Here is a 16,247-nt window from a genome sequence, read left to right on the forward strand (position 1 = left end):
TGGTGACCCGACAAGGAGTCATCCGGTCTCCACGTTAGCGTGTTTGGACCAAGAAACGACGCCCTTTGGGGTCAAATCCACGTGCCAAGGATCAGGAAAACCAACGCAACCGCTGCAGGTGATAGTCTGGCGTAAAGGATGAAGTTTCCGCGCGTGCCCGCGCTGCCGACCATGGCCGTCAGAACGATAAAACCCAAAACAAATGCTTGGGTCCAAGACTGAGAAGAGCCCGGCAGCCAAAAACTAAAACAGAGTCCCAAACCAATGGAGGCGTTGTAGGACGCGATACTCCGGCCTAAAAAACGTGTTCTATTAACCTCTTCCACATTGAAGTCAGTCACCCTTTCACACACGTCCTGCCAGCGAAACCACTGTGCGTAAGCAAATGCAAAATGACCACCTATTACAGCAGCAAGCGCAAGATAATAAAAATAAATCATGTAAAACTCCGTTAACTCAAACTTCGGGTGTCAAAAAACTGCCTCCATAGCGCATCATCATTCGAACGAATTGCGTTCGGTTAGAGCAGCCGGTTTTTGAAAGAATTGATTTCGTCTGCGCATTGATCGTCGAAACGGCACGCCCACGGCGATCGGCGATTTCCGGGTTGGTCAAACCGCGTCCAATTGAATTGACGATCGAGGTTTCTGCCTGCGTCAGACCAAAAGCTTGTTGCACATGATTGACATTAAAGGTTGCAGGCAAACTGGTGTCAGTGCTGCAAAGCAAAAACCCCCGAAACGGAGAAGTTCCCATCTCGTCCAGTCTATGCAACGGAATGACTTCAACACACAAAACATCGTTCGTGTGATTGAGTATACACTCCTTTCGGGGTCTTGCGCCGAACTTGCCATGTTGACGGGGACTATCCATCAAAGCCTCTAGACTGTTCTGTCCCTTGGGATCCGCAATGTGCAGACGCCCGTCCGCCAGAACACGAAACAACCGATAGCTTTCCTGCTGACGCTGAAATTCGTCGTTGCGCGCGACAACGCAACCACGCGCATCCAGCACACAAATTCCGATAGATAATTTGTCGATTGCAGACAGAATGGCCTCGTATCGCTGTTGCAACTGGCGCGTTGGAATTCCCAAATCAATTGCCTTTGCGAGGTGCGGCAGGATTTTGGACAGGAAGGCTCGTTCCTCTCCTATCAGCGGACCGCGCGCGATGTTCAGCTGAACAGAAAAAAGGGATATCCACTGATTGTCCTTGTTCATAACGCCCGCGGCACGATGAAGAATGCCAAGCTTCATCAGTTTTTTGACGTGTTCCTGCGATTTGAGTTCATTTAATGAGGGTGCCAAAGCGCTATCATCAATTAGCTGTATTGCGTCATCTTCATTCGTCTGCTGTCGTATGATTGCCTGATCGCGAGCCTCCAGTTCCTGACATTTTGACAAATAGACAGACAGTATATCTTGCGAGTACAGCCCTGAGTGCATCGGTGCCGTCAGAGTGCGCCCGTTGACAGTATCTGACCACTCAAAAATGATACTACCTTGCGCAGATACGCGATCTACAACCTCGTCAAGAACGTCGGTCCAACGATTGCTGTCTGCAACCGTATCGTAAATCCGCAAAATCAGCTGCTCTTCAGAATTGGTCACGGGACTATCCACCTATTCATTTTAGACAGGCTCTGTAATTCTAACCCTGCATTTAACCGCAAGCATAGCCCATTTGGGGGATGCTGAGATTTTGACAAATATGTAGTGTCGAAGGACAAATAAGATTCATAGTATATTTGAGAAATATGGAACAAAGGAGATTATAACGTCGCCGAGTATTCCTTTCTTTGGTTTGGAGAGTTTTTCCAGCTCGCTTTGAAGGACCTGAAAGATCTGACATTTAGACGACCAATTCGCGCGGCATCACTGCATCAACATTCAGGTACTCTAATTCTAAACTGATTTTTTCAGCTACCCGCAGTTGTGTTGCGATGGATGGTTTGCAATTTCATGGCTTTGAATGTAGCTTTCATCGCTAGAATAAACATTTTTGTTGCAAGTGGTTAGGACTCGTCAATCCTGCGCCACCTATCTGAGAACGCACAAGTAGATAAAATTTTAATGTGCCGAGGCTGGCGACGTCGTTTCCAGATGTCTGTCACGCTCGATGGATTTGGCAGAGTTAATTGCCTGACGCGGTTTGACACAGGGTTCGGAACATCTGCTCCAATAGGGCATCGCCCTTTCTGGCGCTGAATTCGTCGACGGGATCAAGATGTCCTGGACCAGAAAGGATACGAGGTTCCAGTTTACCGTTTCTGCGGTTTCTCAGGATCCACACGTTTGAAGTGTGCTGTTGATCCAGGTTTTTGCCAGCGAGATTGTTGTTATGTTCGATTTTATTACGCAAATTACAAATGCCGCCGCCGCAGTGTCCAACGATATTCGGCAAGCCCGTCGCCGCAAGCTGATAGAACGGCAATTTTATGAGGCCCAAACATCAATAACAGCGGCCTATAAACACCATGTTTCAGGGGCCACGGCTATCCGCTCGCTGCAAAGCCAAGCCAAGGCGCTATCGGTGACATGGCGCGACATCATTGATCTTGGCGACCCCTACCGCACCATCCATGAGCGTCGGCTGGAAAATCTGAAATCACAGGTCGTCAAAAACACCGAAGAAAAGGGCGCATGGTTTTTGGAACCGGACGCTGCAACTTTGGAGGCGCTGCAGGAGCCAAGGGTAGCCGCTGTACGAGCCCAGGCCGAAAATGATCTGTTTGAACTCCTCGATCAGTCACTCGATGCAGCGCTTCAGCAATTCGACAGGAAATGTACTGAGATCGAAAATCAGGCCGAAGATCAGCGCCGGACCGAACTCCGCGCGTTGATCTCCAAGAAACGCAACATTCTGGTGGCGGCCACACAGGCGGATACAGAGCGGGATGATGCGCGCAAGTTGCTGGTCGCTGCGCAGAATGGCTGGGCTGAACGTGTTGCAGCGTCTTACCAATCCGCGCTGGTCGACAAGCTGACCGAATTTGACGAAAAAATTCGACCGAAGTTGATCGCAAAGGTCGTACGCGAGCGCACAGCTGCTCACTGGATCAAGGAAATTCTTATCAAAGGCAACAGCGTGCCTCATGCCAAGCTGGGACGAGAATATCAGAAAAGCGATCAACACCTGCAGGACCAGTTGATCAACACGGTGACCCTGATGGTTTTGGAAGACGGCTCGCTGGTCTACCGCGCGCGTGAGCGCGATGCCGGAGGTCGGTTTTCATTCGAAACGAACTATATGCACGAGAGCACTCAGTTCAGAAATCAGGCACGGCACAAGGCTCCCGATCCTCAGGTTCGCGGCCCGGAGGATCGTGAACTGCCATTTGCCTTGCGGTTCCTTGATCAGGTGCAGATCCCGGCAACGACCTCTGCGAGCTTGAAAGAGGTTGCCTCATTCAGCATTCGTAGCGGCGACGATGTTGAACAAGTCATGTCACAATTCGAGGGCGATGTATTTGGTGCGCTGCACGGCTTGGAGGAAAACGGTTATCGCTACCCCCCACATATCACGGGCTTTCCGGGCACGCAGAGGGTTGCGGAGTGGCTGGGCAAGAATTCCGCGCGGCAGATTTCAGTGGCACTTCGCCCTGACGGGTTGTTGGCCGTTGTAGTCAAGCTGAACGATAGCAAAACGATCGTAGACGGCGACAAACCCGACAAGGTGATCCAACTCCGCGAGGATTATAATAGTGCGCGACTGATGAGCCTGCTGGTCGTGACATTGGTGACGCGCGTGCTGAATGGTTCGGACGGTGCCCGCTGCTTCCCAAGAAAATGCGGTCCGAGCGAGCGGCTGCATATTCCAAGTTTCTGTATATGGCCGCTTCAGGTCGATCCGCACGGGGCAGTGACCCGGGCCGAAACTCTTCTCGAACAGTTTGAATCAGGGGCGCTCAAACTGGACAACGTGCCAAGCTGGGCGGTGGGTTGGACCCCAACGATTCAGGCGAATGCACTGGCGGCCCGCTTCACCTTTACTGCGGAACGGCATCTACGCGTGCTGAACGCAACCGACGCTGGACCTATCGAGGTGAGGAAGGGTGTGAATGAAAATGACGCGCTACATAAGCTGACACAGTGGTTCAAATACACCTGTTTGCTGCTAGGTGCCCTTTGGGCGTCTATGGTGTTGTCTACTGTGGTGGCGACCAATGCCTATACAGTGCGCGAGCTATGGCTATCCACGCTGGCGTTTTCATTGATCGGTGTCTGGCGCTGTCTGATTTGCTGGGGTCTGTCAGCCCGTGCACGTGAACCGCGTCCACCGGCGAACCTGAACGGGTGGCTGTCGCGATTGGTGTCAGGCCTTTCAAAATTCGTAGGTGCGGTGGTCGATCGGGCCTTTGCCCGTCGATGGTTTCTGCTGACCGGTCCGGCAATCATGTGCTTGCTGATTGCAACTACATATCTTGGAGCACATTCACATTGGGAGGATATTTGGACCTCGCTGCAAGAACGGATACCTGATTTTTTCGTACTCAGCTCTCTTTTGCCGAATGGAGTTTCCTTGAGTGCCCTTTCTGGCGGTATCGAAGAGAACTCTGATGTCGCAGGGTTTCAGGCGTCGCTCTACAAAGGTGTCTGGGCGCTTCCGCTTCTCGCCATCGGTTTGATGCGGCACGGCTACATGCTGCTGTATGATCTGGTCCTGCAACGCGGCCAGCTACAACGTAAACTGAATTCGGTGGCCGGTGTCGAACAGACATGGGCTGCGGGTCGGGCACTGCCGTCGCTCATGACGTCTTCTGAGGGCGAGGCGCCAGCGTTGACCGACGAAAAAGCCTCGGCCATCAGCAACGCACTTGCGCGAATGGGAACGCGTGTGACCGCTGAACTCGCCGCAGCACGGTCGCGGTTCGACAAGGGCTCGGCGGCAAATGCCGCATTGGTAGCCGTGATTGGGCTGCTTGCGCCCTTTAGCGCGATGGAAGCAGCAAAGCTCAATGAACCAAGTGAACCAAGTCCCTATGAGGGCCTTTCCACCGAGTTGGAGAAGACACATGACAATTTGGTCGCGAAACTGGAGCCGTTGATACCGGAGTATCCTCTAGTCAACCGGATCGAGGTGACACCTGAGGTGCTTGCCGATCTGAGCAAGCTCAACGGTGAACTCTCTACGGTGTTGGAAACCCTGCAGGATATTCAAAACAACCGAAGTGTGACAATCTCGACTCGGGCCGAAACGAAGAACGCGATTGCTGCACTCGACGAGTTGTCTCGCGTAATGCGGCGGATGACAATGAGTTCCAAGTTGGCATTGGATGCCGATATCGGGTCAGCGCTGCAAGAGCTGGGGCTTCTCAAAGCCGTGCTCGATAAGTTGCGGGAAGGAGTGGTCATTCCCTTAACGCCCAAGGGATTGAGACCTCCTGAATCCGCACGATGGGTCGACATAGACCTCGCCTTTATCAATACGGCACCCGACACAGGAATTATACACCGGGTGTTCAAGCATTGTGACCAGTTGGGCGGGATGCGCTTCGATATCAACGATGCGAATATCAACAAAGGTGAGTGGTTCAGCGGCCACAACGTGACTGGCACGACCGACCTTGCTTCGCTTGTCGCGCGCATAAGTCCCGGGACCAACGCGCGAGGCGCAACTGCAGATGAACCCTGGCGGATATACATCCTGGGGCTGGCCGACACGCAGGGCAATGCCGTTTCAAACCTAAACCTGTCAAAGCGACGGGCCGAGGCCCTGAAAGAGGAGCTGTCTGATAAAGTAGGCGGGATACCAATTATGACCCTGCCTTTGGGTGAAGCAGGATGGCTGGCGGATACAGGTCTGCCGGATCAGGAAAGTGACGCAAATCATCGCAGCGCAACCGTGTATCTGTGCCCGCGGCAGATTCAGGTTGCAGACAACAATGCTGGAAGGGATTTTCAATGACCATCGTCAAGATCAATCGCATAGCCAAGGAAAAGACCCCGCGCAAAAAGCTGACTCAGATCGGCGAAGTGACAATGCAACACGGCCGCGGTTCGGGTGTCGATGTCAAAGAGTTCGACCTCCCCGATCAGCACATCATCGAAGCCGAGCTTGAAAACGGATTGATCCTGTTTCGGCGCGCGGATGATATTGGCGAAGTGAGCTCTGACCGCAGCGGTTCCGGCGGGACACAGCTAGTCCTGCCGCAATCTCTGGACCAAGGCGGCAACTCGCGCGGGCTGGGTGCGTTTGCGGTGCGCACTTACCGGTTCTTTTCAGGCAGTGGCCTGGGTGAAAAGGCAGCTTATGCCACCGCGCGGAAGCTTGAGCAAAAACCGCGGGAACTGGACGGTTGGCCGCGCAAACCCGCCTATCGTGACGAAGACGTGTTGCTGCCTTTGCTGCGCGACGGGGGGTTCGGAGAGATGGACGCCTCGTTGGCCACGCGTGATGGCGCTGAAATTCTTGTGCTGATCCACGGTACGGCTTCCAGCACCATGGGGTCTTTTGGACCAATCGTTCATGGCAAATCCGATGGAACCCTATCCCCGGGGACAACATCGCGCACGCAATGGGAAAGGCTTTGCAAAAGATTCGAAGACCCAAAAGACGACAATGAAGAAAAGCGTTGCCTGATCTATGGGTTCGAGCATCACACGCTGACACGCAGCCCCGTGCAGAATGCCATCGCGCTTTTGGAAGCGATACCGCGCAACGCCAAGTTACACATGCTTTCCCATTCACGGGGTGGGTTGGTCGGTGAACTGCTGTGCCTGCTACCGGACACATTAGACAAGGATGATCTGGAGCGATACGCGGACGCCGGGCTGCCACGCGACGATCTGGAAAAGTTCAAGCAACTGATGGCATTCAAGGCTCCGCAAGTGCAGCAATTCGTGCGCGTTGCGGCACCGATGCAGGGCACGTTGCTGAATTCGGACCGCATCGATACGACCTTCTCGTTGCTTTTCAACCTTATGAAGATCGTACCGGGTGGGCAGAACGTACTGGCCGACGCGTTCCGCGAATTTGCCCGCGAATTTATCGCAACGCGCGAGGATGTCTCAGTTTTGCCGGGGTTAGCGGCAATGAGCCCCGAGTCCGCACTGGTTGCGATCCTCAATCGGGCCAATCGCACCATCGAAAGTCCCTTGACTGTTGTCAGCGGTGATATCGAGCCATCCGGCATTCTCAAGTCGCTCGCCGTATTTGCGACGGATCTGTTCTATCGCGAGGATCACGACGTGGTGGTCCATACGCGTGCGATGCTCAAAGGTGTGCCGCGCAAACCCGACTTAAAGGTGTTTCCCGCGCAAGGCAGCGACGTGAATCACTTCAGCTACTTCTCCAACAAAATGTCATCGAAAGTGATAGTCGATGCGTTGACCGGCGTTGAGAACCCCAACCTTGAGTCGCGCGCGCCAGAGCCTGAGGCGATGGAGTTAATCTCGGGCACCCGAGGATCAGGGGCGGACAAGCCGCTCGTGTTTGTGCTGCCGGGGATCATGGGCAGCCATCTGCGGGTCAAGGGGCAAGACACGCCGATCTGGTTCAATCTCCCTCGCATTCTGACCGGCGAGCTTAGAAAAATCACAAGCAAGGACGGCGAACCTATTGAAGATGTTGAACCTGCTGGCGTTCTCAAACGCTTTTACGGAGGGCTCGTACGGCATCTGAGCCGCAGCCACGAGGTTGCAGTCTTTGATTTCGATTGGCGCAAGCCGCTACAGGAAGAGGCGGATCGGCTTTCCGCGCGCGTGCAAATGGAACTCAGCAAAATTCCCAACGGGGAAACGCGTCCGATCCGATTTGTGGCCCACTCGATGGGGGGGCTTGTGGTGCGTCTGATGATCAACCGCCATCGCGAATTGTGGGAAAAACTGCGCAGCGATGCGGGCAGCGGGTCCACGCTTGTTATGCTGGGCACGCCCAATCGTGGATCGATGTCGATTGTCTGGGCTCTGATGGGGCTCGACAAGATGATCCACACGATCGATCGCATCGACTGGAAGCATGATGTGCCCGAACTGGTGGAGAAAATGGTCCCATTGCAGGGCATTTTGGAACTGCTTCCCACAGACGGGGACGGAGCCTATTTCAAAAGGTCGACATGGCAGCAGTTGCGCAACGCAAAGGGCCCGAACTGGCCGCTACCCGAAAGCAAACGACTGAAAAATGCGGCCAAGACCTATGATGAACTGAAGCTGATACCCAATGATGCGCCCGCCATGAGCTATATCGCGGGCAATGCCGATATGACGCCGGCCGCATTGGACAGCACGACATTAAGGATGACAGGATCGCGACACGGTGACGGGCGCGTGCTGTGGCGCACCGGCCTGCTGCCGGATGTTTCCACATGGTATGCGTATGAAACCAGTCACGGCGACCTGGCGCGCGACAGGGATTTGTTCGGGCCGATCCTCGATCTGTTGCAAACCGGGCGCACAAACGGTTTACCACAGACACCGCCGGTTGAGCGCAGCGGTGCTCCGCTGTTCGAAGTGGTGGAACCCGAACTGCTCTACCCGTCCAATGAGGACGCGGAAGCGGCGATCATCGGGGCCACGGGTGCGGATGATCAAGAAATTGATGCCGAGAAGCGTACTCCCTGCAAAGTGTCCGTCACGCATGGAGATCTGCGACTGCACAATAGTGTGGTCACCGTTGGGCGTTATGAACACGAACCGATGGAAGGGGTCGAGCGCGACATTGATGAACAGTTGGACGGACAATTGGCACAACGTCGCGCGCTTGGGATTTATCCGGGGCAAGAAGGCACAGCCGAACTTTTCTTGCGCAAACAGCCCGTTGGAGAGTTTGCCACGGGGATCGACGGCGCCTTGGTCGTCGGCTTGGGCCGGGTCAGCGAATTGTCGCGGCGCCGCCTGTCGGTGACGCTGGCCAACGCCTTTGTCCTTTACGCATTACGCACGGGCCCCGTTGAGAAAGATGGGACAAAGGCACTGACGACTTTGCCAATCAGTTCCAACGACAGTCAGCTTTCAATTACCGATAGCGTGGAAGCGATCCTTGTGGCGCTACAGAACGCGAATAATCGCTTGCCACGCGATCACAGGATCACGCATCTGACCATCCTCGAACTCTACGAGGACCGCGCCATCGAGGTCGGCTCGGCCCTGTCTCGGATGGAGCGCGAGGGGCGCTGGAAACAGGACTTCAAGATCGACTGCAACATCCGCAATGGCCTGGCAGGACGGCAGCGGTTCCGCTTTGGTCCAGATACAAGCGGTAACCGGCGCATGCAGATTACAGTGCCTGAAAATGACACCGAGAGTCTGGATTTCGTGGTGTTTGATCGCGGCGCGTTGGCCCAGAAAGTGACTACGCGCGTCAAACGCAGCCGTATCGACAGCCTTATCCACGAGGCCACTGCAAACAGCCATACGGGACCGGACACAGGCAAACTGCTGTATGAGTGGGTCATCCCCAAAGAGTTGCGCGCCAAAACCTCGGACAAACGCAACATGACATTGCAGGTCGACGAAGCCGCGGCAGCTTACCCATGGGAGATGCTGCAGGACAACTGGGCTGAAGGTGGCAAACCGGTTGCGGTTGAAGCGCAGGTAACCCGCCAGTTGATTCGCCGACGCAGCGGTCTGGGGTCAAACATCGCCGCATCGCGCCGGGTCTTGGTGATCGGTGATCCGGTCAGCTTTTTCAGTGAACTGAAAGGCGCACAGGCCGAAGCCCGGCTTGTTGCCGACAAACTTGGCACCAGCGGCTGGACGCAAGATATGGACGTGCAAATCCGCGAGAACGTCGATGTAGAGCGCGCGCTTACATTAGAGGAGAACCAAATCCTGCATTTCGCCGGGCATGGTGTGTTCGAGTGGGGCGACAACAAACAGACCGGGCTCATAACAGGCAAGAAACGGGTGCTGGAGCCCGCCTTCATCGAAAAGCTGCGCTATGTGCCAGAGTTCGTGTTCCTCAACTGTTGCTACGGCGGCGCAATCGGCATCGCGCCGGACATGGCGGAAAATCCGGACGAAGAGAGAGATCCGCACACTCCTCGGGCAGCGCTGGCCAACCGTCCCGATCTCGCTTCGGGAATTGCGATGAAGTTCATCGAAGCTGGCAGTAAGGCCGTGATTGCCGCCGGTTGGGCTGTAAACGATGGCATGGCGCAGCTGTTTGCGACAACCTTCTACGACGCCTTCCTGAACGGATACAGTTTTGCCGAGGCAGTACGACTAGCACGGGCCAAGGTCTACGAGAGGGATCAAGACGGAAACACCTGGAGTGCCTATCAAACCTATGGCGATCCTGAGTTCAGATTGCAAAGGGGTGTGGGCGCGCATCGACCGGGCTGGGTCAAGCCCGAGTTCGTTTCACCCCGACAGGCAACATTGACGCTGCGGTCGTTAAAACTTGACGCACGGTTTGCGCCAACGGCTCAACAGACAACGCAGGTTGCCAAACAGTTCATGGAGACACTGCGGGTCGTCAACGGGCACAGCGAATGGAGCCGCAATCCCGAGCTGTTCGAGGCCATAGCTGATGTTTGCGCGGAATTGGGCGATTACAAAAGTGCCATTGAATATTACGAGAGAGCGGTACGCCGTTCGCCCCCGACCCTGTCGCTGAATGCCTTGGAAAACCTGATGTCCTTGCGGGTGCGCGTGGATACGCAAACCCGCATCGAGAAACAACAAGGCTCATCGAAAAGGGAAATTGAAAAGGCGCGCAAAAAGGAAGAAGAGACGATACGGGCGGCAATCGACTATCTGGTGCAACAGGAAAAAATCGCAGGTGAACGCAGTGCAGCCCTGCGCCAGACACGGATCGGTGACGGATACCTGCGGCTGACGGCCTGCGCTTTTGTCGGTTCCCCTACAAAGGCAACCACCATTGATTATCTGGAACGTGCGCGCGGGGCCTATGACACTGCCGTAACCTGCGGGTTCCAGCTTCCCGAGTTCGACACGGCGTACCCCCTGATCCGACGGGCGCTTGCAGACTTTCTTTTGTCTTGTGCATCTGACGGCAAACTGGGTCACTCCATTGATGAGCTTATGCCGGTGGTAAATCGCGTGGCTCAGGACATAAAGGAAACCGACGCGCAACAAACGCAGTTCCAACGTCGCCGACTGATTGCGGAAACCCGCCTCTTCGAACTTGTCTCGACGGACGTATACAATGCCTCACTCCAGGGCGAGTTGCTTGATGTCTTTGGGCAGTTGTTTCTGGATGGCGGGTCCATCCGGCGACGCAGAGAAGTCGTGAGCGACCTCTACACCGTCGCCCAGTTGTTGTCCGAGGTAGGCAAGCAACGCACCAATCAGTTGGACACAACAGTCGGCGAAACGGTCAGGTCATTGGCGCGAGAGCTTGAGAACGGAATTCCAAAAGTCTCGGACTCAATTTTGAATTTAGCAGAGGAGATTTGACAATGAACGACCTGTTTGAAGGAAACGAATACGATTTTGTGGAAGGGGATTTGCTTCAGGAGGCGCTAAGGGGGGACTATTCCCGCAGTGATACGCCTGAGATGGTGGAATTCCGGGCATTTTTCGACACCCTGCCCAGCGAGTATTTCACCGCAGACGAATTTATGGTTCTTGGCCCGTCCAACCGCCCCGGCGGAAGTTGTGAGGGCAAGAACGGTTTGGCGCCGAAAAGCCTGTGGGACAATGTGAAGCCGCTTGTGAAGGCCATGAACCTGATCCGGAAGGAATTGGGCACTTCGGTTCAGATCACAAACTGCTTCCGCAGTGGACCCTACAACGCGTGCGTTGGAGGCGTACCTGGCAGCTTCCATTCAAGATTCCAGGCGGCGGACTGGATCTGCAGTGCGGGCAACTCTGCCACATGGGCGAGCGCGGCCAGAGCAGTCAGAGATGCCGGAGGGTTTTCAGGCGGCATTGGTATATACAACAGTTTTGTGCATGTTGACGTGCGCGGCTCAAACGCAGATTGGGACAATCGCAGTTAATCTGCTCGGCTGAATCTTTCTGAACTCAGGCAGGGTCGTTTACACGCTTCGCGCTTTGTGGAGTATCGTTGGATCAGCCATTCTTCCTCAAAAAAAGGGCGCCCATCGGGCGCCCCCAATATTAAACCTTTGGCAGGGCTTCAGCCGTTGGCGGCAATAAGTTCGGACTGCGCAACGATGACTTCCGCCTGCTTGATCGAGGCGATATCAACCAGACGTCCTTTGTAAACGGTCGCACCTTCGCCATTTGCCTTGGCCTGCTCCATTGCGGCAAGGATTTCCCGCGCCTCAGCGACAGCTTCATCGGATGGGGTAAAGACCTGATTGGCAAGGGCGATCTGTTTGGGGTGAATAGCCCATTTTCCCACCATTCCCAACGTAGCCGACCGTTTGGCCTGCGCAATATAGCCTTCGTCATCCGAGAAATCGCCAAACGGTCCATCCACAGGCAACACGCCATGTGTGCGGCAGGCAGCAACAATTGCGGCCTGCGCCCAATGCCATGGGTCAGACCAGTGTTTCTGACCTTCGCGCAACATGTAATAGTTTTCCTGCGTTCCGCCGATGCCGGTGGTCTGCATTCCCATCGATGCCGCAAAATCCGCCGCACCAAGGCTCATCGCCTGCAGGCGGGGCGAGGATGCCGCGATTTCTTCGACATGCGCAATACCGGCGGAGGATTCGATGATCACTTCAAAGCTGATTGGCTTGCTGCGGCCCTTGGCGCGTTCGATGGCCGTGACCAGCGCGTCGACCGCGTAAACATCGGCCGCACAGCCGACCTTGGGAATCATGATCTGGTCCAGCCGGTCACCCGCCTGTTCCAGCAGGTCAACAACATCACGGTACCAATACGGCGTGTCCAGCCCGTTGATCCGCACGGACATGTACTTGTTGCCCCAGTCGACCGTGTTAAGCGCCTCAATCACATTGGCGCGCGCGATGTCCTTGTCGGACGGGGCGACCGAGTCCTCCAGATCCAGATTGATCACGTCCGCAGCAGACGCCGCCATCTTTGGGAACAGTTTGGTGTTCGAACCAGGCCCGAACAACTGACAGCGGTTAGGACGCGCAGGGGCGGCAGGTTGAATGCGAAAGCTCATCTGGACCTCTTTCGGGTAATGAAATTGCGATTTCGTTGCCTCATGGGGTATTAAATTGCGCATGCATGCGCAAGCACCTTTGTGCAAGTGCAGCATTGCCATCGCAGCATCTGTTGCCGATGCAGTGGTTTTGAGTGACTAAAGTTTAATCAGTTTGAAAACTTGAAAGATTTTTGCGCTATTTTCTAAGTTTGCGCAAAAATCTCCTGTCAGAGACCCCGGCGGCCGGGCAAAACGCGAAACGCTCGCCACGCCGGTTCAATAGTTTACGCCGGAATCAAAGGAGTGCATTGCAATGATCGAGACACCGTATCTGTTGTTTTTGGGCGATGCGCCCGACCAGCTGGCGGCGAAAGTGGCCCAGGGCATCAAGGACTGGCGCCCTGAAAATGCGGTTGGTCAGTTCCGCATGGACGGATGCAAGGCCGATCTGGGCCTGAAGGACATGGACCTGATCGAAGCCCGCGAGGCCGGGGCAAAAACTCTGGTCATTGGCGTTGCCAACCGGGGTGGCGTGATCAGTCAGGAATGGAAAAAAGTGCTGGTGATGGCACTGGAGGAAGGTTTCGATCTGGCATCGGGCCTGCATAACCTGCTGCGTGACGAACCCGATCTGGTGGCCGTAGCCGAGGCGACCGGGCGCAAGTTGCATGACGTGCGCGTACCGGAAGTGGATTATCCAATTGCTAATGGCATCAAGCGCAAGGGCAAGCGTTGTCTGGCCGTTGGAACCGATTGCTCGGTCGGCAAAATGTACACCGCCCTCGCAATGGACAAGGAAATGCGCGCGCGTGGAATGAAATCGACCTTCCGCGCCACTGGCCAAACCGGAATCCTGATCACCGGAGACGGTGTGCCGCTGGATGCGGTTATCGCCGATTTCATGGCCGGATCGGTTGAGTGGCTGACACCGGACAATGACGACGACCACTGGGACCTGATCGAAGGTCAGGGTTCCCTGTTCCACATCTCGTATTCCGGCGTGACGATGGCGCTGATCCATGGTGGCCAGCCGGATGCCCTGATCCTGAGCCATGAGCCGACACGCGAGCATATGCGCGGTCTGCCAACTTACCAGCAGCCTACCCTGCAGGAATTGCGGGACATGGCACTGACGCTAGCGAAGGTGGCGAACCCGAAATGTCAGGTCGTCGGCATCTCGGTGAACACCCAGCATATGGGTGAAGCCGAGGCCAAAGCGTATCTTGAGAAACTCGAAGCCGAGATGAACCTGCCCGCGACCGATCCGTTCCGTTTCGGTTCGGACAAGCTGGTGGATGCGCTGGCCGCAATGTGATCTAAGCGGCGCGCCGGTGGCTAGGTTTTCTGCCTCCGGCGACCGTATTTTGAACAAGAAGAAGGATGGCGCGTGTGCAGATAGAAGTCACCCGCGATGTATTTCGACTGGCGCAGGTATTCACCATTTCGCGCGGGTCGCGGACCGAAGCCAAGGTATTGACGGTTCGGGTGTCCGATGGCGCGTATCAGGGCTGGGGCGAATGTGTGCCTTATGCGCGGTATGACGAAACGCTGGCATCCGTCGAAGCAGAGATTGCCGGATTGCCCGAGGCGTTCACCCGTGAAGGGTTGATGGAACTGTTGCCTGCAGGGGCCGCACGCAATGCCGTGGATTGCGCTCTTTGGGATCTTGAGGCGAAACGCGCAGGCAAGCGGGCATGGGATCTGGCGGGGCTGGCCGCTCCGGGGCCAGAAATTACTGCCTACACCCTGTCGCTGGACACACCCGACGCAATGAGAGAACAGGCTGCAAAAAATGCGCACCGGCCTTTGCTCAAAATCAAGCTGGGTACTCCGGATGACATGCCCCGACTTGAGGCAGTGCGCGCCGGTGCGCCCGATGCCCGGATCATCATTGATGCGAACGAAGGATGGTCTGCGGACGTCTATGCCGATCTTGCACCACATCTGGTGCGGCTGGGCGTGGCGCTGGTCGAACAACCCCTGCCCGCCGGCGATGACGAAGCCCTGATCGGGATGGAGCGCCCAGTGCCGGTCTGTGCCGATGAATCCTGCCATGATCGGTCCAGCCTGCCCGCGCTCAAAGGCAAATATGATGTGGTGAACATCAAACTGGATAAAACCGGTGGGCTGACCGAAGCGCTGAAACTGCGTGAGGCGGCGCTGGCCGAGGGGTACGGTATCATGGTTGGCTGTATGGTCGGCAGTTCGCTGGCGATGGCCCCTGCGACTCTGGTGGCACAAGGCGCGACAGTAACCGACCTTGACGGCCCACTTCTGTTGGCCGAAGACCGCGACACCCCGCTGATTTTTGACGACGCCGGTGTGCACCCGCCCATGGCGGCACTCTGGGGCTGAGGAGACATACATGACCCGAACCGTTTACGTGAATGGCGAATACCTGCCCGAGACCGAGGCCAGTATCTCGATCTTCGACCGAGGCTTTCTGTTTGCCGATGCCGTCTATGAAGTGACCAGCGTTCTTGATGGCAAGCTGATCGATTTCGAAGGTCACGCCGTGCGCCTGAAGCGTTCGCTGGATGAGCTGGACATGGCCGAGCCGTGCAGCAAGGACGAGTTGCTGGAAATTCACCGCAAACTGGTCGAGCTGAACGGCATCGAAGAAGGGCTGGTCTATCTGCAGGTGACCCGTGGCTCGGACGGTGATCGGGACTTCGTGTTCCCTTCGGCAGACACCAAACCGAGCCTTGTCCTGTTTACGCAAAACAAGCCCGGGCTGGCTGACAGCCCTGCGGCCCGCAAAGGTGCCAAGATCATTTCCATCGAAGACATCCGCTGGGGCCGCCGCGATATCAAAACGGTCCAGTTGCTGTATCCTTCGATGGGCAAGATGATGGCCAAGAAGGCCGGATGCGACGATGCGTGGCTGGTTGAAGATGGCTATGTGACCGAGGGAACATCGAACAACGCCTACTTCGTCAAGAACGGCAAGATCGTTACCCGCCCGCTGTCGAACGACATTCTGCATGGCATCACTCGCAAGGCAGTGCTGCGGCTGGCCGCCGAAGCGCAGATGGAAATTGAAGAGCGGTTGTTCACAATTGATGAGGCCAAAGAGGCGGATGAGGCGTTCACCACCTCTGCAAGCGCCTTCGTGATGCCCGTTGTCGAGATTGACGGCGTGCAGTTGGGCGATGGTGCGCCCGGCCCGATTTCCAAGCGGTTGCGGGAAATCTATATCGACGAAGGCCGCAAAACTGCGATCTGAGGCCAAAACGACCTCTGACTGACGAGAACA

The 16,247-nt window shown here is 55.7% G+C and carries 9 protein-coding genes; 6 read left to right on the forward strand and 3 right to left on the reverse strand.

All coding sequences use genetic code 11. The annotated features are described in order from the left end of the window. Window positions 1-71: 71 nt before the first annotated feature. A complete protein-coding gene (locus ACR0D6_RS04540; RefSeq protein ID WP_480764624.1) occupies window positions 72-440 on the reverse strand; it encodes a DUF1304 family protein in 369 nt (122 codons plus the stop codon). A 16-nt stretch (window positions 441-456) separates the two neighbouring features. Beyond that, window positions 457-1,611, reverse strand: coding sequence for a helix-turn-helix transcriptional regulator (locus tag ACR0D6_RS04545; protein ID WP_480764625.1), 1,155 nt, complete (start codon window positions 1,609-1,611; stop codon window positions 457-459). A 730-nt stretch (window positions 1,612-2,341) separates the two neighbouring features. On the opposite strand from ACR0D6_RS04545, the gene ACR0D6_RS04550 reads away from it, so the two are divergent. From ACR0D6_RS04550 to ACR0D6_RS04560, 3 genes are read left to right on the forward strand one after another with little or no spacing between them, the layout of a single operon-like run. Further along, window positions 2,342-5,908, forward strand: coding sequence for a hypothetical protein (locus ACR0D6_RS04550; RefSeq protein ID WP_480764626.1), 3,567 nt, complete (start codon window positions 2,342-2,344; stop codon window positions 5,906-5,908). Next, window positions 5,905-11,361: a CHAT domain-containing protein gene (locus ACR0D6_RS04555; RefSeq protein ID WP_480764627.1), complete on the forward strand. Its 5,457-nt coding sequence runs from the start codon at window positions 5,905-5,907 to the stop codon at window positions 11,359-11,361. Before ACR0D6_RS04550 ends, ACR0D6_RS04555 begins: the two co-directional genes overlap by 4 nt. Window positions 11,362-11,363: 2 nt before the next feature. Beyond that, window positions 11,364-11,906, forward strand: coding sequence for a D-Ala-D-Ala carboxypeptidase family metallohydrolase (locus tag ACR0D6_RS04560; RefSeq protein ID WP_480764628.1), 543 nt, complete (start codon window positions 11,364-11,366; stop codon window positions 11,904-11,906). Between the two features lie 140 nt (window positions 11,907-12,046). Here the strand turns inward: ACR0D6_RS04560 and ACR0D6_RS04565 are convergent, their stop codons facing one another. After that, window positions 12,047-13,009 carry an L-malyl-CoA/beta-methylmalyl-CoA lyase gene (locus tag ACR0D6_RS04565; protein ID WP_170651145.1) on the reverse strand — a complete coding sequence of 321 codons (963 nt, stop codon included), beginning with the start codon at window positions 13,007-13,009 and terminating at the stop codon, window positions 12,047-12,049. A gap of 295 nt (window positions 13,010-13,304) precedes the next feature. On the opposite strand from ACR0D6_RS04565, the gene dgcN reads away from it, so the two are divergent. The 3 genes from dgcN to ACR0D6_RS04580 all read left to right on the forward strand — a co-directional run bounded on the left by dgcN (window position 13,305) and on the right by ACR0D6_RS04580 (window position 16,217). After that, window positions 13,305-14,306 (forward strand): N-acetyltransferase DgcN, encoded by a 1,002-nt coding sequence (gene dgcN / locus ACR0D6_RS04570; protein WP_480764629.1) that lies wholly within the window; start codon window positions 13,305-13,307, stop codon window positions 14,304-14,306. 74 nt (window positions 14,307-14,380) lie between these two features. Continuing rightward, window positions 14,381-15,346 carry an N-acetyl-D-Glu racemase DgcA gene (gene dgcA / locus ACR0D6_RS04575; RefSeq protein WP_480764739.1) on the forward strand — a complete coding sequence of 322 codons (966 nt, stop codon included), beginning with the start codon at window positions 14,381-14,383 and terminating at the stop codon, window positions 15,344-15,346. 10 nt (window positions 15,347-15,356) lie between these two features. After that, window positions 15,357-16,217: a D-amino-acid transaminase gene (locus ACR0D6_RS04580; RefSeq protein WP_480764630.1), complete on the forward strand. Its 861-nt coding sequence runs from the start codon at window positions 15,357-15,359 to the stop codon at window positions 16,215-16,217. Window positions 16,218-16,247: the final 30 nt, after the last annotated feature.

Source organism: Ruegeria sp. BJ6, from assembly GCF_056537885.1.